This is a genomic window from Rhodococcus sp. MALMAid1271 (genome assembly GCF_049195265.1).
Taxonomy (GTDB): Bacteria; Actinomycetota; Actinomycetes; order Mycobacteriales; family Mycobacteriaceae; genus Rhodococcoides.
The window spans coordinates 1-24,306 of record NZ_JBMIRQ010000049.1 but is presented as its reverse complement, the minus strand read 5'-3'; the positions used below and the strand labels follow the sequence as shown (position 1 = coordinate 24,306).

Here is a 24,306-nt window from a genome sequence, read left to right as displayed (position 1 = left end):
GTTATTGAGGATGCTCGTTGTCGGTGGTGGCGTCAACTGTTCCGGGTCGGGTGCGTTGGCGGTAGGACGGTCCTTCGATGACGAGGGTGTGCGCGGTGGAGGTCAGTCGGTCGATGGCGGATTGAGCGAGGAGGGTGTCGGCGGTCATGGTCAGCCACTCCGCCGGCTCCCGGTTGGAGGTGACGATGGTGGTCTTCTTGCGGTGGCGTTCGACGATGAGTTCGTAGAAGTCGCTGGTTTCGGTGGCATCGAGTGGGCGCAGCGCGAAGTCGTCGATGATCAGGACTTCGATGGCGGTCAAGCGCCGGATTTCGGCGTCGACGGTATTGTCGAGGCGGGCCGCTCGCAGGCGGGTGAACAGTTTGTCCGATCGCGCGAACAGGACACTGTGTCGACGGCGGATGGCCATGTGTCCCAATGCTGTTGCCAGATGCGTCTTGCCGACTCCGACGGGTCCGAGGATGATCGCGGACTGGTGAGCATCGAGGAAGCGTAGTGAGGTCAGATCTCCGAGCAGGGTCCGGTCGTATCGGAGATCGTCGTGGGTGTTCCAGTCCTCGAACGCCATCGCCGGATCCAGTCCTGCTTTGGTCGATCGCAATGTCGCCGAACGGGAGTCGCGGCGGTTGACTTCGTCGGCGAGGAGTACTTCGAGGAACCCGATGTGGCTGAGTTTGTGTTGCCGAGCCAAAGCTGCGCGTTCTGGCAGAGTGTCGGCGAGCGCACCGAGCTTGAGGGCCTTGAGCAGTCGGACGAGGTCGGTGCCGACCGGTTCGGTGGTGGCTGGGGTGCGAGTGGTAGTCATGAGTGTCCTTCCGTGGATGCGGAGCCGGCGTCTACGACGGTCAGTGATGGTGTTGTGGTGGAACGGAATTCGGATGGGTCACGAGAGAATCGCGTCGATGCCTGTCCGACCGCTGCCGGTAAGGACGGTGCTGTCTTTTCGGTGGCCCGCTCCAACATGGACGCGATCTTGGTGACCGAGACGACATCGAGATCCAACGACAGTGAGCAGGCCTGTTCGACCCGCTCGGCTCCGTAACGTCTCACCAACCCTTGCAGCCGGTAGACACTACGAATCCTCGTCCAGGGCAGTGGGTCATCGAGGATCCGTTCGGCGTAGATCCCGATGTTGCGGCCATGGCCGTTGCAGGTTCTGATCAGTGAGGTGACATCGCGTAATGCGTAGTCGGACTTGTGTTCGGGCAGATCGGCGCGGTCGGTACTGCGCCCACCTGCAGGTTGGCGGGGATGGATCTTCACCAGGGTGCCGCGGTGATAGAACTTGACCAGCTCGGTGTCGGCCCGGACCGACAGTGTCGAGCCGATCCACTGCTGCGGCAACGAATACAGTGCCCGCCCGATCTCCGCGTGGAAGTCGCGGTGGACTTTGACGTCCTTGAAGATCGGCACGTCGTACTCCGGCGGCACCGGAAGCAGTACCGGCAGTTCGGAGTCCTCGAATACCTCGCGCGGTCGGGCGCATGTCGTGCCGTGAATACGCATACCCGCGGTGCTGCTGCACCACCGAACCGCCGCCTCCTGCGCTTGCTCTAGACTGTTGAATCGTTCACCGGCCCAGAAGTTTCCGCGCACATACTGCACGGTGCGTTCGACTTTCGGTTTGTCCTTCGGCGAGCGCACCCGCGCCGGGTCGGTGATGAACCCGACGTGGGCGCTGTAGTCGAGCCATCCATCGCTCAACCGCGGAGCGATCGGGTCCGCCCTCGTGACAACAGGTTTGAGATTGTCCGGGATCAAGACCGCGAACACGCCGCCGAAGAACTTCCATGCTGCTTCGCAGCCGGCAATGACCGCCACCAACGTCTGCGAATAGCTCAGCCACACGAACATGTGCCGGCTGTAGACCGCGGTGAAGATCAGGGCGTGGACTTTGCGGGCCCGCCCGTCGTCGGGGTCGGTGAGCATCCCCAGATACCCGAAGTCGACCTGGCATTCGATCCCCGGTTCGCCGTCGACGACGCGGACGGTGAGGTTCTTGCGGCCGAAACCACACATCTCGGTGGAGAACCGGTGCAACGTCCGGTACGGCACCACGCATCCTTGACGGGCAAGGAGGACTTCGATTTTCGCGATCGTGAGCGGCTTGCGTTCACCGTCGCCTGCCACCCACTTGGTGATCTGCTCCTGATGGGGCACCAGTTGCTCCCATGCCGCGCCGTGACCGTGCGGCCGGTCGGGCCGGACAGTGGCGACGACCGCTGCGATCACCTCGTCGCTGACCGCGCCGGCATCGTCGGTTCTGCTCAGGCCGGCTGCTTGGGCTGCCTCGACGTAACGGCGGACCGTCTTACGATCCACACCGGCATGCTCGGCGATCGTGCGCAGCCCCGGAGCCGGCAGTGCCGCCGTCCCGAGCCACAGCCGTAGTACTTCTCTGATTTCGTTCACACTGATCTCCCGAAAAGCCATGCTCACCGACCTCCGTGACGGACTTCGTGCTGTCACAGACGATCGAACGAGCAAACGACGGGACCACCGGCAAGGCGCGCCGGTGGTCCCATAACTGGCAATCCAGGTGGACCCATCACCCTGGCAGAAATCAGGTCACGCTGGTCCCATGCTCATGGCAGACGACATCCAGGTGTCCGGACGCGGGTAGAACTTACGCCGCCACCCGGGCTTCGACGGCGCTCAATAGCCCGGCAACGCCTTCGCCGCGTCGACCTTTCGTCCGCAATTCTGCATCGCAATGTATTTCACGATCAACCAAAATGGCAACACTGACACCACGACAGTTGACAGGACACCGGATTTGGGTGCCGGGCAGTGCGCCTCGGAGCGAGTGGCAGGTGTTCTACGAAGAACTGGCCGCAGAGATAGCTACCCTCGTCGGCTCACGAGATCGATACATCTGGCCGACGAAACACGATCTACGCCGAATCCCCATCAGCAAACCAACCCTGATCTACCCGGTCTCACTGATTCAAAGAACGCCGCCGCACCCTGAACTCGCAGCGGTCATCCAGCATTCATGGCGCTCGAAGCAGCCGCCACGCCGAGTTGGCGTCCTTCCTGGGCAAGCGGTGTCGGTGCCGACCGCTAGATTTGGGGGTGGCCCGGTATGGCCGAGCCGGACTACATCGCAGGAGGTGTTCGATGGAGCCCGTAACCCTGATTGTCGCGGCGATCGCACTCGGCGCGTCGGACGGCGCGCGCGAGACTACGAAGCAGGTAATCGGTGACGCCTACACGGCCGTGAAGGGCTGGATCACGGACCGGTACAGCTCGGTGACCACGGAGGTCGAGGGTCTGGAGCGGGAGCCAGATGAAGAACTCCGCCGCGCACTCCTGGCGAAGAAACTGGATCAGGCGGGTGCCGGCGACGACACTGAACTGCTAGGGCTCGCGCAAGCGCTCCTGGTAGCCGTCGAGGATCAGGCTCCCGATGAGGTTCACCCCGAAAAGTGGACAGTGGCTACGCGGCCATAATCGGCGCGTTCAGTGACTGTTCGTAATTGTGGGGGCTGAGCATTCCGATCGTGGAGTGCCTACGTCGAGTGTTGTAGAAGTTCATCCAGTTGTCAACTGCAGCAACCAATTCGGTCCTGTACGCGAACGTATGTCGGTAGTAGTACTCGTGCTTGAACGTCGACCATAAACTCTCCGCGCCGGCGTTGTCCCAGCATATGCCGGTCGCGCCCATCGAGCGCCGCAACCCGTACCGTTCGCATGCCTGCTTCATGATCTCGGCGGTGTATTGACTTCCCCTGTCCGAGTGAAGGATTGTGCCCGCGACGTCGCCGCCACGTCCGGCAACTGCCATGTCCAGAGCGTCGAGGACGAGCTCGGTGCGCATGTGATCGGCGACGGCCCACCCGAGGACCTTTTTCGAGTGCTCGTCCTTGATGGCGCACAGGTACATATCGCCCTCGCCGCAGGTCAGGTACGTGATGTCCGAGGTCCACACCGCATCGACGTGCCCCTGATCGAACCGGCGCTGCACCAGATCCTCGGGGAACGAGGCCAACGGGTCGACCACGGTGGTGCGGATCTTGAACGTACGTGGGCTGATCCCCACGACGCCGAGGGAGCGCATGATCGTGGCGACGGTCTTCTCGGTGATCACCTCGCCTCGATCGTGAAGTTCGGCGGTGATGCGCGGTGCTCCGTAGACGCCTTTCGACTCCTGGTGGATCGCGAGGATCTTGATCTCCAGATCGGCTCTACGTTGCTGCCGCTGCGCCAATCTGGTTGTCACACTGCGTCCTTGGTGTTTGTAGAAACCGGATGTCGACACTTCGAGCAGGCGTGCCATCCGGTGGACTGCGGAGTTCGCGTACTCCGCGGCCATCAACGTGTAGAGCTCTACTTTTGTTGATTGGCTGCGAAGTACGCGGACGCTTTTTTCAGGAACGCGATGTCTTTCTCCTGCTCGGAGACCTGCCGGCGTAACCGGGCCAGCTCGGTGCGTTCGGCGGCCGTGAGCGGCTGGTCACCGGATGCTGCGGCGGCTTCGATCCGGCGGCGTTCGTCGGCGACCCAGCGGCCGAGCAGTCCTTCGTTGATGCCCAGTTCGCGGGCGACCTCGGCGATGGTGCGGCCGGAATCGATCACCCTACGGGCGGCCTCGACCTTGTATTCGGTCGTGAACGACCTGCGTTTGCGGGACATGCGGACATCCTTCCAGCGGAACCATCGGTCCCGCTATCTCGGTGTCCACCATCCGGGGTGAACCTCACGAGTTGCCTGCCACCGTCGGCGTAGTGATCCGCCGCGCATCGGTTGGCGGCGACATCGAGGTCGAAGACGTGGCTGTCGATGGTGGAAGTGGAGTTGTCGCCGAGGACATCGCAGCTGCAGGCGATCTGCGGATCGGCCGAGTCGCAGCGCGTGCTCAACGGGAGCCGCCAAACCCTACCCAGGCGCGGGAGCAATAGATGGTTCGTCTGCTTCCGCGCACAGCTTCACCTCGACCCAGCGCAACGTCATCGCTGGCCGGGATAACAACACATACTATTCGGTCGGCGCGACGGAGACGGGAAACAGCGGTGGCCGTATCCGCGCAGTAACGGCGTCCATCAAGCCGCTGCCAATCGGTCAGGGACTATGGACCGTCACCGTGAACAACGCAAGTTCCGGTCCGATCACGGACCTCGAAGTCGACGTGTATGCCGTTGATGGGGACGGCAACCGCCTGGAGGATGCGTGTCACCCGGCGAAGGAGAAGATCTCAATGCAGGGGCTCTTCCGGGAGCTCTTGTCGGACGGTATTAGCGGAACACTGGATGCCATTGGCTCCCAGGCTAACTCGATGTACCCGCGGGGGATGTTCGGTGTGCCGGCGAACCTCGGTTCCTATGGAGGGATGTTGTCGGGTCAAATGATGAACGCTCCAGGCCTCTCCGCGCTTCTTCAGAATGCGCAACAGCAGATGGTCGACAAATACCCGCAAGTGATCTCGCGAGACCAGTCAGTTGAGGTTGCCTACAGCGTCTCCGGAGCGTCCGAGGTGCGGGTTGATCTCCAGTTCGCCGACGACATGGGCGACCTATGGCGTCGACCGCACGGTCAGCAACCCGAACCGGTGATGGAGGGTGAGTAGGTCGAACATGAAGCAGCCGGTGGGTTGAACGCCGCCGGTGAACGTGCCCGGCTACAGCTTACCGGTAACGACATTCATTGCCGATAACAGATATTATGTCAGGTAGTAGATTGGTTATCAGCACTTGGCGCGACCGGGAGTAGATGTCGCCGAACGCGAACGAGATGATGTAGTCGGCCAGCTCGGGGTCCAGGTCCTTGTAAGACTCCACGAGCTTGGCATGATCGAAGGTGTTCGCCTGCCCCCCGGCGACGAGGTCCATCATGCGGTCCATGCCGCGCTGGTAGCGATCGGTGGTCATGAGTTTCTCCTGGGGTTATTCGTTGACTGCGAAGGCATCGTGGTCACCGCCGTGGTGACGTCGGCGGCCCCTGCCGATGAGGTTCATCGGCAGGGGCCGCCGGTGCGGGACCTGGGTAGTTCTGGGAACCTTGGTGTCACGCGCGCGGATTGCGCACGAGCTTCTTGTTGGCGAACTCGTTGAACCCGAAGTGTGAGAGCTCGCGGCCGAAGCCAGACTTCTTCACGCCGCCGAAGGGCAGGTCCGGGGAGCTCTTGGAGGTGCCGTTGATCCATACCATCCCGGCCTCCAGGGCCTCGGCCACGTACTGGGCCTGGTCCATGTCCTCGGTGAACACGCTGGCGGCCAGCCCGTAGGGCGAGTCGTTGGCCACCTCGATGGCCTCGTCCAGGGTCTCGAACCGGTAGACCACACCGGCCGGACCGAACACTTCCTCCCGGTACAGGTCCATCTCCGGGGTGACCTCTCCCAGGAGGGTGGGCCGGTAGTAGGCGCCCTCCCCGTCGGCTTTCCCGCCTTCCAGGAGCACCTGTGCACCCCCGGCGACGGCGGCTCCGACGAGCTCGTCGATCTCCTGCACCGCTCCGGCGGAGGACAGTGGGCCCAACGTCGCGTCTGCGCTGGTGGGATCGGCCGGCTCGAAGGCGGACATGTGCGCCACCAGTTTCTCGACGAAGGCGTCGTAGATGCTGGAATGCGCCAGGAACCGCTTGGAGGCGGTGCAGGCCTGGCCGGCGTTGAAGAGCCGGTTGCCGGCGGCGGCCCGGGCCGCGGCGTCCAAGTCTGCATCCTGCAGGACGATGACCGGGTCGGAGCCGCCCAGTTCCAGCACGCACTTCTTCAGGTTCCGCCCAGCGACCTCCGCGACGGCGGACCCGGCCTTCTCTGAACCGGTCAGGGACACGCCCTGGACGCGGTCATCGGCGATCACGTCCGCCACCTGGGCCGAGGAGATGAACGCATTCTGGTAGACACCTTCCGGAAGGCCGGCGGCGGTCAGGACCTTCTCGATGGCCAGTGCGGACTGTGGGCAGTTGCGGGCGTGCTTGATGATCACCGTGTTACCCAGGGCGATGTTCGGGGCCGCGAATCGGGCCACCTGGTAGTAGGGGAAGTTCCAGGGCATGACCCCGACCAGCGGGCCGATCGGTTCGGTGCGCACCACCGCCGTGCCAGGTCCGGAGATCTCCAGCTGCTCGTCCGCCATGAACTCCTCGACGTGATCGGCGTAGTACTGATAGATCGCCGCCGACAGTTCCACCTCCCCGCGCGCCTGGGTGATCGGCTTGCCCATCTCCAGGGTCAGCAAGGCGGCCAGTTCCTCGGCCTGCTGGCGGTGGATCTTGGCGGCGCGGGTGAGGGTGGCCTTGCGCTCGGCGAGCGAGGTGGCCCGCCACGAGCGGTAGGCGGCGGCACTGCGGGCGATGACCTGCTGCACCTCGGCATCCGAGATCTCCTCGAATGTCGCCACGGTCTGGCCGGTGGTCGGGTTGACGGTGCTGTAGACACCCATACGAGTCCTCCTTCAGTGGAAGGGCGCCACCCGTGGGATGGCGCCCTTCCTATGGCGTGTTGATAGTGGGGGTCAGACCGAGACCGGCTGTTCGGACGGTGTCAGGGTGAAGCCCTTGTAGCCGTTCTCGGTCACATCCTTCAGGACGTTGCGGTAGTTGCCCAGTCCGCCGAGGTAGAACAGCACCGAGGGCTTCTTGCCCGGGATGTTCGCCCCGAAGATCCAGGAGTCGACCTTGGTGAACACGGTCATGTTGGCGATCTCGGTGCAGGTCTGGCCCCACTGATCCACCGCCTGCGGTGTGGGCTCGATGGCCTTGATGCCGTTCTGCTCGGCGTATTTCACCGTGTCGCTGATCCACTCGACCTGGGTCTCGATGCTCGGCGGCAGGTTGGTGAACGGCCCGTTGGGTCCCAGGATCATGAACCAGTTCGGGAAGTTAGCCGTCGTCACGCCGAGGTAGCTGTTCGGCTGCCCCTGCCAGTGGTCGTTGATGTGCTCCCCGTTGCGGCCCAGGATCTCCATGCGCCGGTAGTTGCCGTCCACGGCGTCGAAGCCGGTGGCGAAGACGAGCACGTCGAGTTCGTGCAGCTGGTCGTCCTCGGTCACCACGCCGTGCTCGGTGATCACGCGGATGGGATTCTCCTTGAGCGCCACGACGTCCACGTTGTCCCGGTTGAAGGTCTCGAAGAAGCCGTCATCGCACAGCGGGCGCCTGGCATAGAGACCCTCGGGCATCAGCTTGCGGGCCTTCTCGGGATCCTTGACGATCTGTCCGATCTTGGACCGGATGAACGCGGCAGCGGTCTCGTTGGCCTCGACGTCCGTGGCGATGTCCCCGAAGGTGCCGAACATGAAGCGGAAGCCGCCACCGCGCTGCCAGGCCTGCTCATAGACGCGATGACGCTCCTCCTCGGAGACGGACATCGCCGGCACCGTGGACTCTTCGAAGCCGAAGGCCACGGAGGAGTTCTTGGCCTGGTCCCAGATCTCGTCGTACCTGGCCTTGATCTCCGCGCGCTCCTGCTCGGACACCGGGCGCTTGCCCACCGGCACCGAGTACTGGGGGGTGCGATTGAAGTGGGTCAGGTGGCCGGCCACCGGGCCGAGTGCGGTGACCACCTGGGTGCCGGTGGAGCCGGAACCGATGACCCCCACGCGCTTGCCGGCCAGGTCGTGGTCCTCCGGCCACGCACCGGTGTGGTACACCTCGCCCTGGAAAGTGTGCAGGCCCGGCAGTTGCGGGAAGTTGATCGCCGAGAGCAGTCCGATGGCGTTGACCACGTACTTGGCGCGGAACACGTCCCCGCCCTCCGTGGTGATCTCCCAGAGGCCGGGCTCGTCGAGGTAGTGCGCCGAGGTGACCTCATTCTGTGTGCCGAAGCGGAAGTGCTTGCGCAGGTCGAAGCGGTCCACCACGCCCTCGAGGTAGGACAGGATCTCCGGTTGGGTCAGGTAGGTGTGCTCCCAGGTGTCCTCCTGCAGCATCTCGCGGTCAAAGGAGAAACGGTACAGGTGGCTCTCGGTGTCGGACAGGGCACCGGGGTAGCGATTCCAGTACCAGGTGCCGCCGGGCCCATCGGCCTTGTCGAAGCCGATCACGGACAGGCCGAGCTCGTTAGCCAGTTTGTGAACGGAATAGATGCCGCCGAAACCGGCGCCGATGACGATGGCGTCCACCGTCTGCGGATGCTGCTGGCTCTCGGGGTGGTTCTGAGTGGTCATGATGAAGTCCTCTGAAGGGGTCAGCGGGAAGGAAGGACGCTCAGCGGCCCTGGCGGTACCAGTCGGCGATCCGGGCCAATTCCTGGTCGGCGACCTCGGAACGGCCCGCCAGGAACGGGAAGACGTGCTGCTGGCCCTCGGCGACGTTCAGGGTGACGTCCACGCCGGCTGCCTTCGCGCGCTCCTCCACCCGGTGGGCGTTGTCCACGAGGGCCTCCACGCTGCCGGCGTTCAGGTACAGGCGCGGGAAGCCGGAGAAGTCGGCGTAGAGCGGGTTGGCCAACGGGGTCTTCGGATCCACCGTGCCCCCGAGCACGCCGGCGATCATGCCCTCGAGCAGCTCGGGAGTGATGAGGGCATCGGTGGCGGCGTTGGTGTGGAGGGTCTGGCCCTTGTTCTCCATGTCCACCCATGGGGAGAAGGCGATGACCTGCCCCGGCAGCGGCTTGGCCTGCTCCTTCAGGGCCAGGGCGATGGCGATGGCCAGGTTGCCGCCGGCCGAGTCGCCGATGGTGGTGATGTTCCGGGGTTCGATCCCGGACTCCACCAGGGCGTCGAAGACGGCCACGCCGTCCTCGACCTGGGCCGGGTGCGGATGCTCCGGGGCGCGGCGGTAGTCCAACACGAAGCTGACGGCGCCCAGGGCCTTGGCCACGTGCGCGGCCAGCTTGCGGTGGCTCGAGGCCGAGCCGACGGCGAACCCGCCGCCGTGGGTGTACAGCAACATCTGGGACTCGTCGGCCCTGGCCGGAAGGCACCAGATGCCGGGCACACCGCCGACGGTGTCCTCGCGGTAGGTGACGTCCTCCGGCTCCACGGTGGGCTGGTGCCACTCATCGAACAGGGAGCGGAACATGCGCATGGACATCTCCGGGTTCTCCGCCATGATGGCCGACCAGTCGGCGTAGAGGTCCCGCAGGGCATCCTGGGTGGTGGTGACCGTGTTGGAGGTCATGGTTGCATCCTTTTTTGTGATCTTTGGTGGACGTGGAGGTTGTCTCTCGGGTGCCAAACTTGCGCTAGGAAGCAGTAGGGACGTCACTGGCGGCTGCACGCCGACCCTGGGAGAGGGAAACCAGAACGCCGGTGAGCGGAAGCGCGATGAGAAGCGCTATCACGAGCACGGTTCCTATCTTTGACCCAGTGATGACTTCGATGTTCGTTAGCGACATCACGAGAACCCACAGCAAGCCAAACGTCGCGAGGATCGGGGCGACGAGCCGCACGAAGATGCCGGGCCTGGGCTGCTGCGGGCGAGCAAAGTAGACGACAGCGGCGATCGACGCTGCGGCCATCATCGTGAGGACGGCAAAGCCCAAGATTCCGATGAGCGGGCCGAATACCTGAAGGACCGGATCAAGATTCAGAACCGCTGCGATGATGATCGCGATGAGCGTCGTGACCGACAAGACAAGTGAGGCATTGGAAGGCACGCGATGCACGGCGTGAACGCGTCCCACATACGAGGGAAGTAGACCCGTCGACCCCATGGTGAGCTGGTAGCGAGCCACCACGTTATGAAAAGAAAGGGCACAGGCGAAGACACTGCCCAGGAGGAAGACGTTGACCAGGATAGAGAACCACGGTCCGACGTACTGATCTCCTAACGCGAAGAGAACGGCTGCGGGATCAACTGCTATCAGCTCCCCGACCCCGTCCGTTCCTGCGCCCGTCACGATGCTGAGCGATACAAAGACATAGAGAACGCCGATCAACACGGCTGCTGCGTAGGTTGCGCGGGGAATGGTGCGGTCCGGATCGCGTGCTTCGCTGCGAAAGACCGCTGTGGCCTCAAACCCCACGAAACATAAGACCGCCCACATGATTCCACTCGCCGGTGAACCTTGCCCGAATGCCTCAATGGGACTTAACGCCGCGGGATTGATTCCTTCCTTGCCACCGCTGAGGAAAATGGCCGTTCCGAGCACCACGAGAATGGCCATTTCCAAGATCAGCAGCACGGCCAGTACCCGGGAGCTGAGCTCCACATTCCGGTAACCCACCAAGGCGAGCAGCCCACAACAAAGAACCGACCACAGCCACCACGGTGAATCCGTCCACGGGGTGAAGGTGGCGACCAAGTTGCTGGTAAACGGACCGGCATAGACTGTCAGGGCCATCACGGCCAGCGAATATGCGCCTAGGGCCAGCATTGCCGCGGCGTTACCGGGCACTCGTCCCAGTCCCGCGCCGATATACGCATAGAAGGCACCAGCGTTGTCGACATATTTGCTCAGCGCGATATACCCGACTGCGAATAGGCACAGGAGAACAGTGGCCGCCATGAAATAAACCGGCGCTGCAAAGTTCTCTGAGAAGAGAAAAGACAACGGCAGTACACCCGTCGCCGCGGTCAGGGGGGCCGCCGCGGCGAGCACCATGAAGACAATAGAGGGCGAACCGAGGGTCCGACGCAGTTCAGGTTCACCCCGCTGGGCCCTGTGCGCATCCCCGGCTTGCAGCCCCACCGCTGGCCCGGTAGCTGATGCCACCGTTTGTCCAAGCTCGCTCATAAATCGTTCCTCTCTAATGGGCCCGAAGACTGGGGTTCCTCTAAGCTCTTTTCGTCGTGACGCAGCAATCAGAGGGTGATGCGTATCACATGCCGGGTGTGTGGGAGATACGGTAAGGAAAGGCGCAAGCAAAAACCGTGGTTGTCGAAATGTTTTCGAAATAAGACCTCGTTGTCGCAAGCCCTGCGAGGAGGCCAGTGAGGGGCGGGTGCGCGCCGAAAGATTGCCAAGCGAGATCGCGGCACAACATCCCGTGAGCCCGCGAGATAGCCCCGACGGGTGGCTGTCCGGGGAGGGTGCTATGAAGCGTATTCCCCACCTATTGGCGGCCGGGACCAGGGAAGCGCGAGTGAGGCTGGAGAGAGCCTCGAACGGCTCCCGGGGTCAACTCCGTGCAGCCTGATCATCTCTCGTGCTTGGCGCGCAAGCTCCGTTGATGTTTCTTGCGTCGCACGCCTGCCTTGGGATGAGCTGCCGCAGCTCTTGCGACTAATCGAGGAACTTCCGAAAAACTTTCTGCGAAGCCCCCTTCAGCTTCATGGTTTCTCTACTGTGGCACGCACGCACCTTTGCGTGACCTACATCACCTTGGTTGGTATGCGGTGATCAGTCACCGCAGACACCACAGAGAGGACAGCACCATGACACCTCCCCATATCCATGACTCAGTGGCCCGTGAGCCCGATGCTGACGTGATCATCATCGGGGCCGGAATCTCAGGCAGTGCTGCCGCCAAGGCACTGCATGATCAGGGCAAGTCCGTGCTGATCGTCGAGGGCAATGACCGGATCGGCGGACGCACTTGGACAGAACCAGAGGGTGCCCCCGGCGGCCCGATCGACAATGGCGGCATGTTCATCGGAGACACCCATAAGCACCTCATCGAGCTCGGCACGAGCCTGGGCCTGGAGATGACCCCCTCGGGCAAGCCTGGCGATGATCTCTACGTCGTACAGGGCGAGGTGCTGCGGGCCCCCAATGAGCAACTGGACCCGAGCCTGCCCTTTGTTCCGGAGTACCTGGCCTCGCTCGAGGCTCTCGATGAACTGGCAGACAGCGTGGGCTGGGAGCATCCGTGGGATTCGGCGCACGCGGCCGAGCTGGACAGCAAGACGGTCGCCACGTGGATCGCGGAGACCTTCGAGCACGAAGAAGTGCGCCGGTTGCACACCGTCCTAGTCAATACATTCCTCGGCGCCGATCCCTACGACGTCTCCCTCCTGTACTGGGCCTACTACGTCAGCGAATGCGAGGGGACCAAGTGCCTGATGGGCACCCGGGACGGCGCGCAGTGGGCATGGTGGTTTGGGGGAGCCGCACAGGTGAGCTGGCGAATCGCCGATGCCATCGGGCGAGAAAAAGTCCTCTTGGAATGGCCGGTCGACCGGGTCGAGCAGGATGACTCCGGGGTCACGGTCTTTTCAGGGCAGCGGGGCCTGCGAGCACGCCACGTCGTGATCGCAATGTCACCGTTGGCTTCGAACCAGATCCGCTTCACGCCGGCCCTGCCGACGTCCCGTGCCCAGCTTCAGGCGCGTTCACCGATGGGGCGCTATTACAAGGTCCAGGCGCGGTACCCCTCTGCCTTCTGGGTCGAGCAGGGCTCTTCGGGTGCACTGCTGGATACTGACGACGTCGGAGTCTTCCTCCTCGACGGCACGAAGCCCACCGATACATTGGCAACATTGATCGGGTTCATTGGCGGGTCGAACTACGACCGGTGGACAGCTCGCACGGAGCAAGAGCGCAAGAGCGCCTTCCTCGATCTCCTGGTCAAGAGCTTCGGTCCGCAGGCCGCCGAGCCGAGCTACTTCCACGAAACCGACTGGACCGAACAGGAATGGGCGAAGGGTGGCCCGGTCACCTACATGCCCCCGGGAGTGATGTCCCACTTCGGCGCAGCTCTCCGTGATCCCATCGGAAGGATCCATTTCGCAGGCACCGAAGCCTCGCTCCAATGGTCCGGCTACATGGAGGGCGGCGTTCGAGCCGGTCAGAATGCCGCCGCCGCCATTGTTCAGACACTCGACGCCACCACGAGGAAGGAGGCCCTGCTGTGACTGTCCAGCGCATCGACCAGCGTGCCAGTGGTCATTCGGTCCTGCCGGAGTCCATGATCGAGGACTACCGGGAATTCCACTTCTCGCCGGGCTTCGAAGCCGGCGGCTTGCTGTTCATCTCCGGACAGATCGGGGTCGATGCCTCCGGCGGAGTACCGGACCAGCCAGCTGAACAAGCTCGCTGCGCGTTCGAACGCATCGGAACCATCCTTGCCGAGGCAGGTCTTGGATTCGAGGACATCGCCAGCATCACCAGTCACCATGTCGGCGAGGTGACGGAAATCTTCGCCTGGTTCCCGGAGGTCAAGGACTCCTTCCTGGCGCCTCCCTACCCCGCATGGACTGCACTGGGCGTGAGTGGCCTCGCGATCCCGGGCATCGTCGTTGAGATCAGCGCTATTGCAAAAACACGAGCGAACGGCTCCACAAACGAGACGTCATAATCGGTCCAGCGGGAGAGCCCTCATGCTCGGTGGTGGTCGACGCCATCCGCATGAGGGCTCTCCCTTCATATTGGGTCCGGCCCGCAGAGCGCCCAAGAGCAGTATGTCTCGACCACGTCAGGTTTGGTGGTGAGCGTTCCTGAGCTCTGCGGCCTGCTCTAATGTGTCGCTATCGGTCCGCAGGACCAGATACACGACATCGCAAGCCCGGAGCGTGCAGCGCTCAGGCCGGTTTGCGGCGAAACCGCTTGGGCCAGCCAGCAACGCCGAGTACCTGAATGGGAGAGGAATGGTTGAAAAGCGCGACAGTAGGGACCGCTCGCAAAATCACGAGTCCGGCGGAGGACAGAGCCACCAGTACGCGCCGGTTGATGATCTGGACGAAAGAATCCTCTGGGAACTGATCAGGGACGGCCGGGTCACCGTCTCCGCATTGGCAGAATTTCTGGGTGTGTCTCCCTCAACGGTGTCTGCGCGGACGTCGGCTCTGAAACGCGCAGGAGTGATCAAGTCAGTCCACGCTGACGTCGACTTGAGGAAGGTCGGTCTGCCGATCCAGGCCATGGTCTTCGTTCGCACCCGTGCTCAAGCACGACCGCATATTCAGGAGTACGCGAGGATGGTCTCTCAGCTTCCCAGTGTGCTGAATCTCTACTACATGGGCGGCGACGAGGACTTCTTGATTCATCTGGTTTGCACGTCTACCGACCACTTGAGGGACATCGTGGCCTCTCAGGTGAGCATGCACCAGGTTGTTGCTTCCACCCGTACGCACATTGTCTACGAACACGCCCTCGGGGCAGATCATATGGACCACCTTGCGGGATTTGAGGAAGTAAGGCGTCCGGTCGGCCCTGCCCAGAATGCTGGTCCGGCCCGTGACTTTCCTGCGGTATTCGGCTGACCCTTCCGTGGCCTCAGTACGCGAGGAACGCCAGAGAGCACAAACAGCGTGCCGTAGACGGCGTTGAATTGATCCGTGCACAAAAACGCCCGGTGACTGGTAGTGAGACGTGTTGCGGTGAGACGAGTAAAGGGCCCAAGGTCTTGGATGAGACGGCGCAGTTCTCGGTCGAATGAACACCCGATCTCAGGTTTTGGGTTCGCAGCAGGCACGTGACGTCAACGGAGTGGCAGCGTGCAACGCAACGGGCCGAGGATCTCATCGTCCAAGAGCACGGGAATTCGTCTCGGCAGCGCCTCCATATGCGCCACACCGTATGCAGGAATCTCGCATTAGACGAGAGTTCCCGTTTCCGACCTGCAGGCTCACGCCGACACGCGAGATCCGCCCGATAACCACAGTCATCGGTGGTCTGCCGCCCGACATGGAAAGAGCCAGAAATGACGGGCAGAGACGAGTCATCTCATCTGTTTCTACTCGTCCTACTCCAGCGCCGATAATAGATCTTATGTCAACTTGTAGATTGGTTATCAGCACTTGGCGCGAATATCTCTGCTTCGTGTAACTGCCCCCGTGCTTCGCCGATACTCGCCTGAGCTGCATCGATACCATCGGCATGCACATCCCAGGTCCACATCTAGGCGCCGCTCCGATGAGACAGTGTCACGACAAGCAGCCCGGTCTGAGCAGGCGTTATGGCAGCTATCGTTGCAGTTTGCGCTCTTCAAGTGCAGAATATGCAGACAGACGAAAGGGTGCTGACGTGGACCGACGTGAAGTTGGTGGTCGATTGATCTACCTTCCGGCCGATAGTTCCGCATCCTCCGAAGCCTTCCTCGACGATGTCCTCGTCGGCTGGCGACGCGCGCAGATCACCCAGAATTTCCGTGCAAGTACCGCCGACCGCCGAATCAAACTGATCCATCGCATGGTCGACTTCGTGGGATCCCCACCGTGGCAATGGTCCCCGCACGATGCCGACGAGTTCTTCGCTCATCTGCGTGGGGTACGCAATCTCTCTCACGCCACGATTCGGGCTTATCAGTCCGACGTCCGACTGTTCTTGGAGTACGCGACCAACCCCGTCTACGAGTGGAACGAGAACTGCGGGCGGCTGTTCGGGACCGTGTTCTCGCAGGTGATCACCGAATTCAACCGAGCCACTCATGTGCAGACCAACGACACCCAGGACAAGCGGCGCCCGTTCACCAAGGCGGAGCTACAGCAGTTCTTCGACCTCGCCGATCTCGAACCGGAACGAATCCTCAACTCGGGACGCAAAGGCGCACTTGCTGCGTGGCGCGATGCGGTGGCGTTCAAGGTCTTGTACGGATGGGGCCTGCGGGCCGGCGAAGGGCGACAGCTGCAACTGGTCGACTGCTCACGAAACGCCCGTGCCCCTGGTTTCGGTGAATGGGGACTGCTACGTATCAGGCACGGAAAAGCGATGCGCGGTTCACCCGCCAAACAACGCACAGTCCTGACCGTATTCGACTGGGCTGCAGAGGCACTCGAACACTGGGTCAACTACGGCCTACCCCGTTACGGACAGCCGCTCGCCGACCTGTTCCCCACCGACCGCGGAGGTGTTGTCGCCGGCAGAGACCTGTGGAAGCGGATGCGAAACCTGGTGGACGAGCTCGGCTTCCCGCCGGGCTTGGACCTGCACTCGCTCCGACGCGCGTATGCAACTCATCTACAGACCGAGTACGGATACGACTTGAGCTTCGTGCAAATGCAGCTCGGCCACGAACACGCAGCAACGACCTCCATCTATACGATCGCCTCCCCCGACTACCGGGCACGCCATCTGGAACAAGTGTTGTCGAACACGCTGCGTCGCAGCGTCGGTGAACGAGATGGTGCGAGAGGAAAGGCAGACGATGAAACGTGAAATACAGTATCGCTGGCGTGTGCGTGAACACATGGCACGCGTTGGAATGAAGAACAGTCGTGACCTCGTGGAACCGTTGCGGGACAGAGGAATTACCCTGTCCGAATCACAGATCTACAGGATCGTCGGACAGGAACCCGAACGCATCGCGTTCAGTGTTCTCGTTGCCCTCTGCGACATCTTCGGCATCGAAGCCGGCGACCTCGTGACCTACACCGCGACAGACGCGAACCGTCGACGAGACAAGCGTGCAGTGAACTCGCCAACGGACGTTCCTCTCCTTGACGCATACAGACCAGTCAGGGCGCGAATCACCGACGACGATGCCTGACCGTCCCAGAGGCCGACCGCGTACGGTCGGCGGATCGAAGGTGTGCGATCGCTGCACTATCGCTGTTTCCCGGCACCGAGTCCGATGGCCCACCGAATCACTCTGCGGTGCGTGCTTCACCGCTGCAGTGCGCACCTACGGCCGCTGCGCACTGTGCGGCATCGAACGAATGACACCCGGGCTATCACCCGCCCGGCAGTCGATCTGCCGGGAATGCGCAGGCATCACCACTGCCCTCGACTGCACGAACTGCGGCCGCGAGGCCGAGCGCCTACGTGGTGGACATTGCGCACGATGCGTCGTCACCGCAGACCTCACCGCGGCTCTACGACCGCACGATCCCCCAGACCTCCGACTCAAACGGCTCGTCGCAGAACTGGCGAAGGTGTCACGTCCGGAGAGCATCGTTACCTGGATGCGAGGCAAATCGGCTGCCGAGCTGCTGCAGAAGATCGGTGACCGTGAGCTGATGCTCTCGCACAGTGCCTTCGACGAGCTACCCCCTGGCCGACACGTCGAACACCTTCGAGAAATGCTGGTGGACCTTCACATCCTGCCCGACCGCGGTAATCCTCGACTCGCCCGGTTCCAGACGTGGCTCGAGAACCGGCTCGACACACTCGCAGACCGACCAGATGTTCGCACCGCTCTCGAACAATTTGCCCGATGGCATCACCTTCGCCGCATCCACGGAAACCGAATCCGCAACATGGACAACGCAACTCGAACCGCGAAGCAAGAGATCACCGAAGCCGGGAAGTTCCTGATCTGGCTGAGCGAGAACCATCACGTCACTGTCGACGCACTGACTCAGGCCCACGTCGACGAGTACTTCTCCACTGGGACCACCACCCGAATGGCAGCACGCAACTTTCTCCAATGGCGAGCCAAAACAGGGATCGGCAAGCGCTACCACCTGAAATACCGCGAGGCTCGGCAAACACCACTCGCCTCATCCCACGAACGCTTTACACTGATTCGAACAGTCCTCGAGTCGGAGGCAGTGGTGCTCAACAACCGGATCGCTGCACTGATGCTTCTTCTGTATGCGCTGCCGGTCCGCCGGATCGCCGAAATGCGCACGGAGCAAGTAGAAGTCACACCAACGGGAATCAGCCTCCACCTCGGTGAACATCCTGCGCCAGTGCCCGAACCGCTACTCCCCCTCTTCCATGAATACTTGACCTCACGCGCCAACCAGCGCACCACCAACAATCAATCCCCGTGGCTGTTCCCAGGAACACGGGCCGGGCATCACATCACCGAGCAGACCCTTCTGAATACACTCAGACAGGTCTTCGGCATCAAAATCCTCGCGATTCGCAACGCAGCGCTGCACGACCTGACCAAAGAACTCGACGCCGCAACGCTCGCCGACCTACTCGGATACAGCAACAAGGTGATGAACATTCACGCCGCTCGCTCGGGCGTCCCGATGGGCAGCTATCCGGCGATTGGATCACGCACGACGTGACTACCCGCCCTTTTTGAGGTCATTCAAGACTTCTATCCACGCAGTCGGCCCCGAAGCCTATCCACGGCATTCGCACTACCTCTGAGATTGCGTACGCCCTATGCAGACTTCATACGATGCATTGGCGGGACTCGGCTGCGAGATCGTCGTCGTGCCGTTGTCAGAGCCATTCCTGCAGCAACCTGGGGTCACAGGAGCGGATCGCGCCGTCAACCGGAATTGACAAGCGGCCGATGTCAATTTACATTGACACCATGACCGAAGCCACAACACTCGCCGCAGCCGCCAGCAGCCCTGATCCTGCCGAAGGGCTTCGCGCAGTGCTAGCACTGCGTCGACTGCTCGAGCGTCTCGAAGCAGTCCAAGTTCGCAATGCCCGCAACCAGGGTTGGCCCTGGCAATTGATTGCGGACTCGCTCGAAGTCAGCAGACAGGCCGTGCACAAGAAGCACGGCGGACAAGGGAGGTAGATGATGTTCGAGAAGTTCACCGCAGCAGCTCGACTCACCGTGATCGGTGCGCAGGATGTCGCCCGCGAACTGCAATCGTCGCGTATCGGCGTCGAGCACCTGATGATTGCTGCGCTCGACGGTGCCGACGAGTCGCTAAGGACTCGAATGACCACGCTTGGAGTCACTTCCGAAGCAGTTCGCTCGGTGGTACAGGTCAGCGCTGGGCTGGGGCCCGCAGATGCTCACGCGCTGAAGTCGATTGGAATCGATCTCGATGCCGTTGTCTCGCAGGTCGACGCCGCATTCGGTGCCGGAGCCCTCGATCGCAAGCGCGAACGGGCACGGCGGCATTTACCCTTCGACAAAGCTGCCAAAAAGGCACTCCGGCAGTCGATGAAAGAAGCAGTTGCACTCCGAGACCGCGATATCGGTGTAGCTCACGTTCTGCTCGGGGTTCTTGCGCAGGATGACTCCACGGTGCGCACTCTCCTGCCGGCCGGCGTGACGGTGGCTCGTGCACGCGGCGCGATCTCACCACTGACTACCTAGCGTTTCTCGTCAACGGAGCCCATGAACACCGCGTTTATCAGTCGTATCCCGCCATCGGCACGGACCTGGCATTGTCGACCTTCCCAATTGGGGATTCGTCTGCTGTTCTTGTCGGCGGGGGCCGTATCCGGTCTGCCGTTCGCCGGGACGATCATCCAGCGCGTCGGGGGCAAGACGCGTGATCGCTCCGGGCGTCGTCGTCTCAGCAGTGGGACTGGGTGCGCTCTCCGTCGGGCCGGAATCAGGTTGGTCGGTCTTCGCGGGTGACGCGCTCTATCTGATCGGAATGGGGATGGGTATCTGGGAAGTGAGCATGGATGTCGTGGGCGCTCGCGTGGCACATCTTCTCGGCAATAACGCCATACTTCCTCGACTTCACGCCACGCTCAGTATCGGAACGGTCGTCGGATTGGAGGGTCAGCGAATACCTCGAGATCAGATAAGAGACTTACCCAGTGGACCTCCGTATGTGATGTGCCGCAACGGTTTTCACTACGTTTTGGTAAGCGCCGACCAATCTCGAATCGGTGTCACGAGGTATCAAGTCTTCGCGCGGGTAATGGGCGAGACGGCCAAAATGTTTGTCTCGTTTTGAGCTCTGTGCAGGGCCTCGTCAAGCCACTGTCGACCACCATAGGCATCATCATCGTCGCCCTCCGATCGATGAGTGGGTACGTGCGGTGAGGAAACTGACTCGATGGGGGACGAGCCAGATTTGGTTGTCGCAATCTTCAAAAGCGGCGTCCCAGCACGTCGAGCCCCTGAGTGGTGTCTTTGTCGCGTTTGTCGGAGACACGGGTTAGCCTGACGCGCACTATGACTGCGTACAGTTTCGGTAATCGTTGGGTCGGAATCATCGCGCTGGGTACCCCGCCTCCCCCTGAACCGTTGCACAAGATGGCGCTGCGCCTGCGCGCAAAGCTTCTTTCCCGCACGGTGTCTCTCGATAGAACCGTTGTGGTCCCCGTTGACACCCTGATGCAGTCGCTGGCCCGACTGCGAATGCAGCTGACCGTATCGGGTCAGGATGCGCGGTCACAGGAATGCCTCGAAATGGAACGCAAGTTCCGCGCCGGGCGCACCCCCGTACTACGGCCTTGGATAAACAAGGCACTACTCGAAGTGCACACGCCGCTCCCCTCACGACTACCGAAGGACAACGCCGCGTCGGCTACAACAACGACGGCACGGACGGAAAGCACTGTGCTCACCGGGTGGGCGCAGTATCCGCAGGCACCGCGGTCTCCGTGGGTACCACCGCCGCCGCCGCGGCTGTTGCAGGATCTACGGAAGATGGACTTGGTCCTGGATGAGGATGCATTGTTGTGGGTGCGGTGGGCGTGCCTACACAGAAGCTACCTTTACGAATCGGTACCCGACAGCCCGGTCAGCCCGGCGGTGCTGGATCTGCTCGATGCCCTCGGACGGGGCTGGATGCGTCTGGCAATGCTCGATCGAGTCCGCACGCAGCGCGACGATTTCGCTACAAATAATGAGGTCAGCGGCGTCCTCGCCTCGGACCATCACGCCCGGGCCCTTCTCGGCGCCTGGGTCGGCGACGTCCAGGCAGCGTTCTATGGCAAGGGCGAAGCTGCCCTGATCGCAAACGGTCGGAAAAGCTCCGCGCCAGTGGGCGTCGCGATGCAGATCCTCGGGGCCTTGTCGCTGGTCACTGCGTCTCAGGCACCGGCAGATGCACTTCTCGAGCGGATTTCGTTCACTCCTCAACGCCCGGAACCGGACTGGGCAACGGTCCTTGGTTCAGCGTTGAAACGCAAACCGGAGTTCGTACGCTCTTCATCCGGCCCGGATCACGACAAGACTTTCAGTGTGACGGTGACTGCTAACGGGCTTTCGGCGTCTGCCTCCGCGAAAAGCTTCAAGACGGCGCGTAAGGCCGCTTCACGCTCGTACGTCCTGCAGCATCTGCCTCGCGCAGTGCAAGACGACTCACCCGGTCGTGCGCAACCAACAGTAGCGCCCCGCCTTTACAGAGGCGACTTCCCGCAACACATGCGTGCGACTCGGTGGGCGCAGCAAGCCTTCGAGGTGGCTGACGCCGCGTGGATGAGCCAGGCGCTGACACACCGATCCTGGGTTCACGAGAATGCAGCGATGGTGGCCGAAGCCGCCCAGCGTGATTACGGGACCCTGGCCGCTGAAGGCTCTGAGGTTCTTACCACCTTGGTGCGTCATCATTATGTGCTGCAGACCCTGAGTTCCTCGTCCCGGCTGGCAACGACGGTGGCTGTACACCCGGCAGTGTCGGCCGAGGTCGTGCTGCCCTTGTTCGACGCGATGCCCGTAGGAGCCGGGGTGCTTCGGGGCAGGGGCATGCCCGTGCTGAGTCGGGAGGTCAAGGAAGATGTCGCGCAGGCCATCGCGGCTGTGGCATGGCGCGCCAACGGAGACCTCCTCATGGAGCGTCAACCCCAGACGGTAGCGAACTGGATCCGTTCCTTCGAGCCGCCCGTTGATTCATCGACCCAGCTGCAGGAATATTGCGCGCGCCTGAGGGTCGACTACGACTTCGACTACGAACGTCGTGGCCCCGACCATCAATCGGAGCAGCGCGCAACCATCACATTCGCCGTCGACGGCCGTCCGCGCTGTCGCGGGCCATGGCGCTCTGGAAAGACCCCGGCGAAACAGGCGGCGGCAGCGATTGCACTGGGCTGGGTTTTCGGCCGCGACGAGACCGGTCCGTCGCCAACCGGGGACCGTCTGGCGCTGCTGCGGGAAGCGTTCCTTGCCGAGCTGCGCCTGGCCGACCCAGACCGGTGGATCCATTTCGATAGGGACGTCATCTCCGGCACGCTGGGTGTCGATCTGCTTGCTGCCAGGGACTATGACGGTTATTTGCACTGGAGTCGAGCACGAGCGCATTTGGTCCCCGGTTCGGCGATTGCGACCGTTGCCCGACTGACCGCGTTCTACAATGCAGTTCTGACCCAGCACTGCCGGGCGGCGGTCCGCCGGTGGAGTGTTCAGAACACTCCCTTTCACGGCGCGGAGGTGCTGCCGACGGAGCTCGCCGACCACATCGCTGCTTGGCGAGCCGGGTCGGGTCCCGGTCGACTGACGCTGCTCGAAGACCTATTGACCATGCTCCGCGGCGCTGACCGGGTAGCAGCCACCCTAGATTACGTGCAGCGGCAGGCGCATACAGTCGCAGATTCCGCTGGCGTTCGTCTCGAAACCGAAAGCAGCAGCGATGCCACCGGTCGGTCTGTCGTCCTTCATCTTCCAGGGGCGCGATGGTCGGAGGCGTTCGAGCCGGTCATAGATATCGTCGACACCATTGTCGGCGGAGCGATCTGGGTCCAGGAGGCCGAAGTAATCTCGGTCACGATCCCCCTCGAACCGATAGCCGACGACCCGATGACGCGGGCCGGGCTATACGCCATTGAGGGGGTGTGGAGTGATCCATGGCTGAATCGAGTACGCGACGCTCTGACAGATCTCTTGCTGCTGGTCGAATACCTCCCCGCATCCGAGGCTGGACCGTCACCAGCACAGGTGGACGAGTTGGCCCGCGCCGAACATGCCCTCATGCTGTGCCTACGGACCAAAAGGTAAGGCAGATGGTGATCGGGACATTGCCTCTGGCGCAGAAAGATTCCTCAGAACTCGAGGAATTGGCGTGCGCTCAGACCGTCACGAACCACCAGCGCATGCAACTATGCGGACTCGGCCAGGATTACCTTCTGAGCTTCGAGGTGTCGTCGGAGGATAGAACGACACCGCCGTCGGAGTCGACCTCGTCTAGTGGACGGAGGTTGACTTCGTACGCCGCCGCAAGCCGCGGCGTGTGTGCGAACACCACATCGAACAGGGGCACAAGGTTGCCCAGTGAGATCAGCACCTCGTTCCCTTCCTCCATGAACGCTTTGACCGCGTCCAAGTTGAACTATGAGCTCATCGAGGATGGTCGCGTCGAGGGCTGCCTGGTGCCTCGCATCCAGCCATCGGCGGCCGAACCGGTAACCCCAAACTCCGCGAAGGAGCGCGGGTCAAATTCTAATGTGAGAACCCAAACTTGACCCTGTTGGCTTCGTCGTTCTCAGTCTGCGAAGGTGAGGATGCAGGGTCTGGCACCGAACTTCGTGCGAAGGCTGCAGCACGTTCCTCCTCGGGCATGAACAGGATGTCGGACAAGCGGCGAACGGCATTTGGAATCGCCGTTCGGATGATTGCCGAGTCGTCGTCAGATTCGAGTACACCGGCGGCTTGGAGCGCATTGATCGTTTCCAACATCTTCCCGGGTAATGGCTCTGCGTTTCCGACTGGAACGCCGGTGTATGTAGGTGACGGACGATTGATCCGAAATGGCGCGTGGTAGGTAGTTCGCCGGAGACGCTCGAAGCCGTCGTGTACGAGGTGAACCGCTACGGAGTTCTCTTCTTCTCTGTCTCTACCCCGGCCGTGGCGTGGGCTAGTTGTAATGAGCAGGGACGTTGTGGACGGCGTGGCAGCGACAGATAGGTGAGGACCTCCGGTATCGGTGTGGTTACCACAACTGCACCGACAACCGAGAGGTCCTCGTGTCACACGCTAATGCCTTGCTCACCCCGAAGGGGC

At 62.2% G+C, this 24,306-nt stretch carries 22 protein-coding genes; 12 read left to right on the top strand and 10 right to left on the bottom strand.

The features are described from left to right. Position 1 precedes the first annotated feature (1 nt). Both istB and istA read right to left on the bottom strand, forming a co-directional pair. Positions 2 to 805 carry an IS21-like element helper ATPase IstB gene (istB, locus tag ACOQFP_RS04250; protein ID WP_421583553.1) on the bottom strand — a complete coding sequence of 268 codons (804 nt, stop codon included), beginning with the start codon at positions 803 to 805 and terminating at the stop codon, positions 2 to 4. Next, a complete protein-coding gene (gene istA, locus ACOQFP_RS04245; RefSeq protein ID WP_121869745.1) occupies positions 802 to 2,433 on the bottom strand; it encodes an IS21 family transposase in 1,632 nt (543 codons plus the stop codon). The genes istB and istA overlap by 4 nt, the downstream gene beginning before the upstream one ends. A gap of 687 nt (positions 2,434 to 3,120) precedes the next feature. Between istA and ACOQFP_RS04240 the strand changes: the two genes are divergently transcribed. Next, positions 3,121 to 3,453, top strand: coding sequence for a hypothetical protein (locus ACOQFP_RS04240; RefSeq protein ID WP_421583552.1), 333 nt, complete (start codon positions 3,121 to 3,123; stop codon positions 3,451 to 3,453). On the opposite strand, the gene ACOQFP_RS04235 is transcribed toward ACOQFP_RS04240, so the two are convergent. Together ACOQFP_RS04235 and ACOQFP_RS04230 are read right to left on the bottom strand one after the other, a co-directional pair. Next, positions 3,440 to 4,315 carry an IS3 family transposase gene (locus ACOQFP_RS04235; protein WP_241257671.1) on the bottom strand — a complete coding sequence of 292 codons (876 nt, stop codon included), beginning with the start codon at positions 4,313 to 4,315 and terminating at the stop codon, positions 3,440 to 3,442. The genes ACOQFP_RS04240 and ACOQFP_RS04235 overlap by 14 nt on opposite strands. 14 nt (positions 4,316 to 4,329) lie before the next feature. Continuing rightward, the gene (locus tag ACOQFP_RS04230) at positions 4,330 to 4,635 is read right to left on the bottom strand and encodes a transposase (RefSeq protein ID WP_065181100.1); all 306 of its coding nucleotides are present in this window, start codon (positions 4,633 to 4,635) and stop codon (positions 4,330 to 4,332) included. A 41-nt stretch (positions 4,636 to 4,676) separates the two neighbouring features. Here ACOQFP_RS04230 and ACOQFP_RS04225 point away from each other — a divergent pair, with 41 nt between their 5' ends. Beyond that, positions 4,677 to 4,901, top strand: coding sequence for a hypothetical protein (locus ACOQFP_RS04225; protein ID WP_421583551.1), 225 nt, complete (start codon positions 4,677 to 4,679; stop codon positions 4,899 to 4,901). 182 nt (positions 4,902 to 5,083) lie between these two features. Continuing rightward, positions 5,084 to 5,566, top strand: coding sequence for a hypothetical protein (locus ACOQFP_RS04220; RefSeq protein WP_421583550.1), 483 nt, complete (start codon positions 5,084 to 5,086; stop codon positions 5,564 to 5,566). Between the two features lie 58 nt (positions 5,567 to 5,624). Here ACOQFP_RS04220 and ACOQFP_RS04215 read toward each other — a convergent pair whose 3' ends face one another. From ACOQFP_RS04215 to ACOQFP_RS04195, 5 genes are all read right to left on the bottom strand, one after another. Further along, positions 5,625 to 5,867 carry a hypothetical protein gene (locus ACOQFP_RS04215; RefSeq protein ID WP_421583548.1) on the bottom strand — a complete coding sequence of 81 codons (243 nt, stop codon included), beginning with the start codon at positions 5,865 to 5,867 and terminating at the stop codon, positions 5,625 to 5,627. 136 nt (positions 5,868 to 6,003) lie between these two features. After that, positions 6,004 to 7,380 (bottom strand): NAD-dependent succinate-semialdehyde dehydrogenase, encoded by a 1,377-nt coding sequence (locus ACOQFP_RS04210; RefSeq protein WP_288121860.1) that lies wholly within the window; start codon positions 7,378 to 7,380, stop codon positions 6,004 to 6,006. 72 nt (positions 7,381 to 7,452) lie between these two features. Further along, positions 7,453 to 9,060 carry a flavin-containing monooxygenase gene (locus ACOQFP_RS04205; RefSeq protein ID WP_421583547.1) on the bottom strand — a complete coding sequence of 536 codons (1,608 nt, stop codon included), beginning with the start codon at positions 9,058 to 9,060 and terminating at the stop codon, positions 7,453 to 7,455. Between the two features lie 85 nt (positions 9,061 to 9,145). Continuing rightward, a complete protein-coding gene (locus tag ACOQFP_RS04200) occupies positions 9,146 to 10,060 on the bottom strand; it encodes an alpha/beta hydrolase (RefSeq protein ID WP_288121862.1) in 915 nt (304 codons plus the stop codon). Positions 10,061 to 10,124: 64 nt separating this feature from the next. Next, the gene (locus ACOQFP_RS04195) at positions 10,125 to 11,618 is read right to left on the bottom strand and encodes an APC family permease (RefSeq protein WP_421583546.1); all 1,494 of its coding nucleotides are present in this window, start codon (positions 11,616 to 11,618) and stop codon (positions 10,125 to 10,127) included. Positions 11,619 to 12,259: 641 nt separating this feature from the next. Here ACOQFP_RS04195 and ACOQFP_RS04190 point away from each other — a divergent pair. From ACOQFP_RS04190 to ACOQFP_RS04150, 9 genes are all read left to right on the top strand, one after another. Next, on the top strand, positions 12,260 to 13,678 hold the full coding sequence (locus tag ACOQFP_RS04190) for an NAD(P)/FAD-dependent oxidoreductase (RefSeq protein ID WP_288121864.1): 1,419 nt from the start codon (positions 12,260 to 12,262) through the stop codon (positions 13,676 to 13,678). Next, positions 13,675 to 14,121 (top strand): RidA family protein, encoded by a 447-nt coding sequence (locus ACOQFP_RS04185; protein WP_288121865.1) that lies wholly within the window; start codon positions 13,675 to 13,677, stop codon positions 14,119 to 14,121. The genes ACOQFP_RS04190 and ACOQFP_RS04185 overlap by 4 nt, the downstream gene beginning before the upstream one ends. A 289-nt stretch (positions 14,122 to 14,410) precedes the next feature. Then, positions 14,411 to 15,025, top strand: a complete 615-nt coding sequence (locus ACOQFP_RS04180; RefSeq protein ID WP_288121866.1) for an Lrp/AsnC family transcriptional regulator — start codon at positions 14,411 to 14,413, stop codon at positions 15,023 to 15,025. Positions 15,026 to 15,788: 763 nt separating this feature from the next. After that, complete coding sequence (locus ACOQFP_RS04175; RefSeq protein WP_231893908.1) at positions 15,789 to 16,919, top strand: tyrosine-type recombinase/integrase; 1,131 nt, start codon at positions 15,789 to 15,791, stop codon at positions 16,917 to 16,919. Then, positions 16,885 to 17,250, top strand: a complete 366-nt coding sequence (locus ACOQFP_RS04170) for a helix-turn-helix domain-containing protein (protein WP_317784747.1) — start codon at positions 16,885 to 16,887, stop codon at positions 17,248 to 17,250. Before ACOQFP_RS04175 ends, ACOQFP_RS04170 begins: the two co-directional genes overlap by 35 nt. A gap of 169 nt (positions 17,251 to 17,419) precedes the next feature. Then, on the top strand, positions 17,420 to 18,724 hold the full coding sequence (locus tag ACOQFP_RS04165) for a recombinase XerD (protein ID WP_206492635.1): 1,305 nt from the start codon (positions 17,420 to 17,422) through the stop codon (positions 18,722 to 18,724). Between the two features lie 254 nt (positions 18,725 to 18,978). Then, entirely contained in the window at positions 18,979 to 19,194 is a 216-nt protein-coding gene (locus tag ACOQFP_RS04160; RefSeq protein ID WP_068051821.1) for a hypothetical protein, read from the top strand. Then, positions 19,195 to 19,725 carry a Clp protease N-terminal domain-containing protein gene (locus tag ACOQFP_RS04155; RefSeq protein ID WP_082898905.1) on the top strand — a complete coding sequence of 177 codons (531 nt, stop codon included), beginning with the start codon at positions 19,195 to 19,197 and terminating at the stop codon, positions 19,723 to 19,725. It abuts the gene before it with no gap. 1,398 nt (positions 19,726 to 21,123) lie between these two features. Further along, complete coding sequence (locus ACOQFP_RS04150) at positions 21,124 to 23,304, top strand: putative dsRNA-binding protein (protein ID WP_230074524.1); 2,181 nt, start codon at positions 21,124 to 21,126, stop codon at positions 23,302 to 23,304. Positions 23,305 to 23,425: 121 nt separating this feature from the next. Here the strand turns inward: ACOQFP_RS04150 and ACOQFP_RS04145 are convergent, their stop codons facing one another. Next, positions 23,426 to 23,629, bottom strand: a complete 204-nt coding sequence (locus ACOQFP_RS04145) for a hypothetical protein (RefSeq protein WP_027494156.1) — start codon at positions 23,627 to 23,629, stop codon at positions 23,426 to 23,428. Between the last annotated feature and the right edge of the window lie 677 nt (positions 23,630 to 24,306).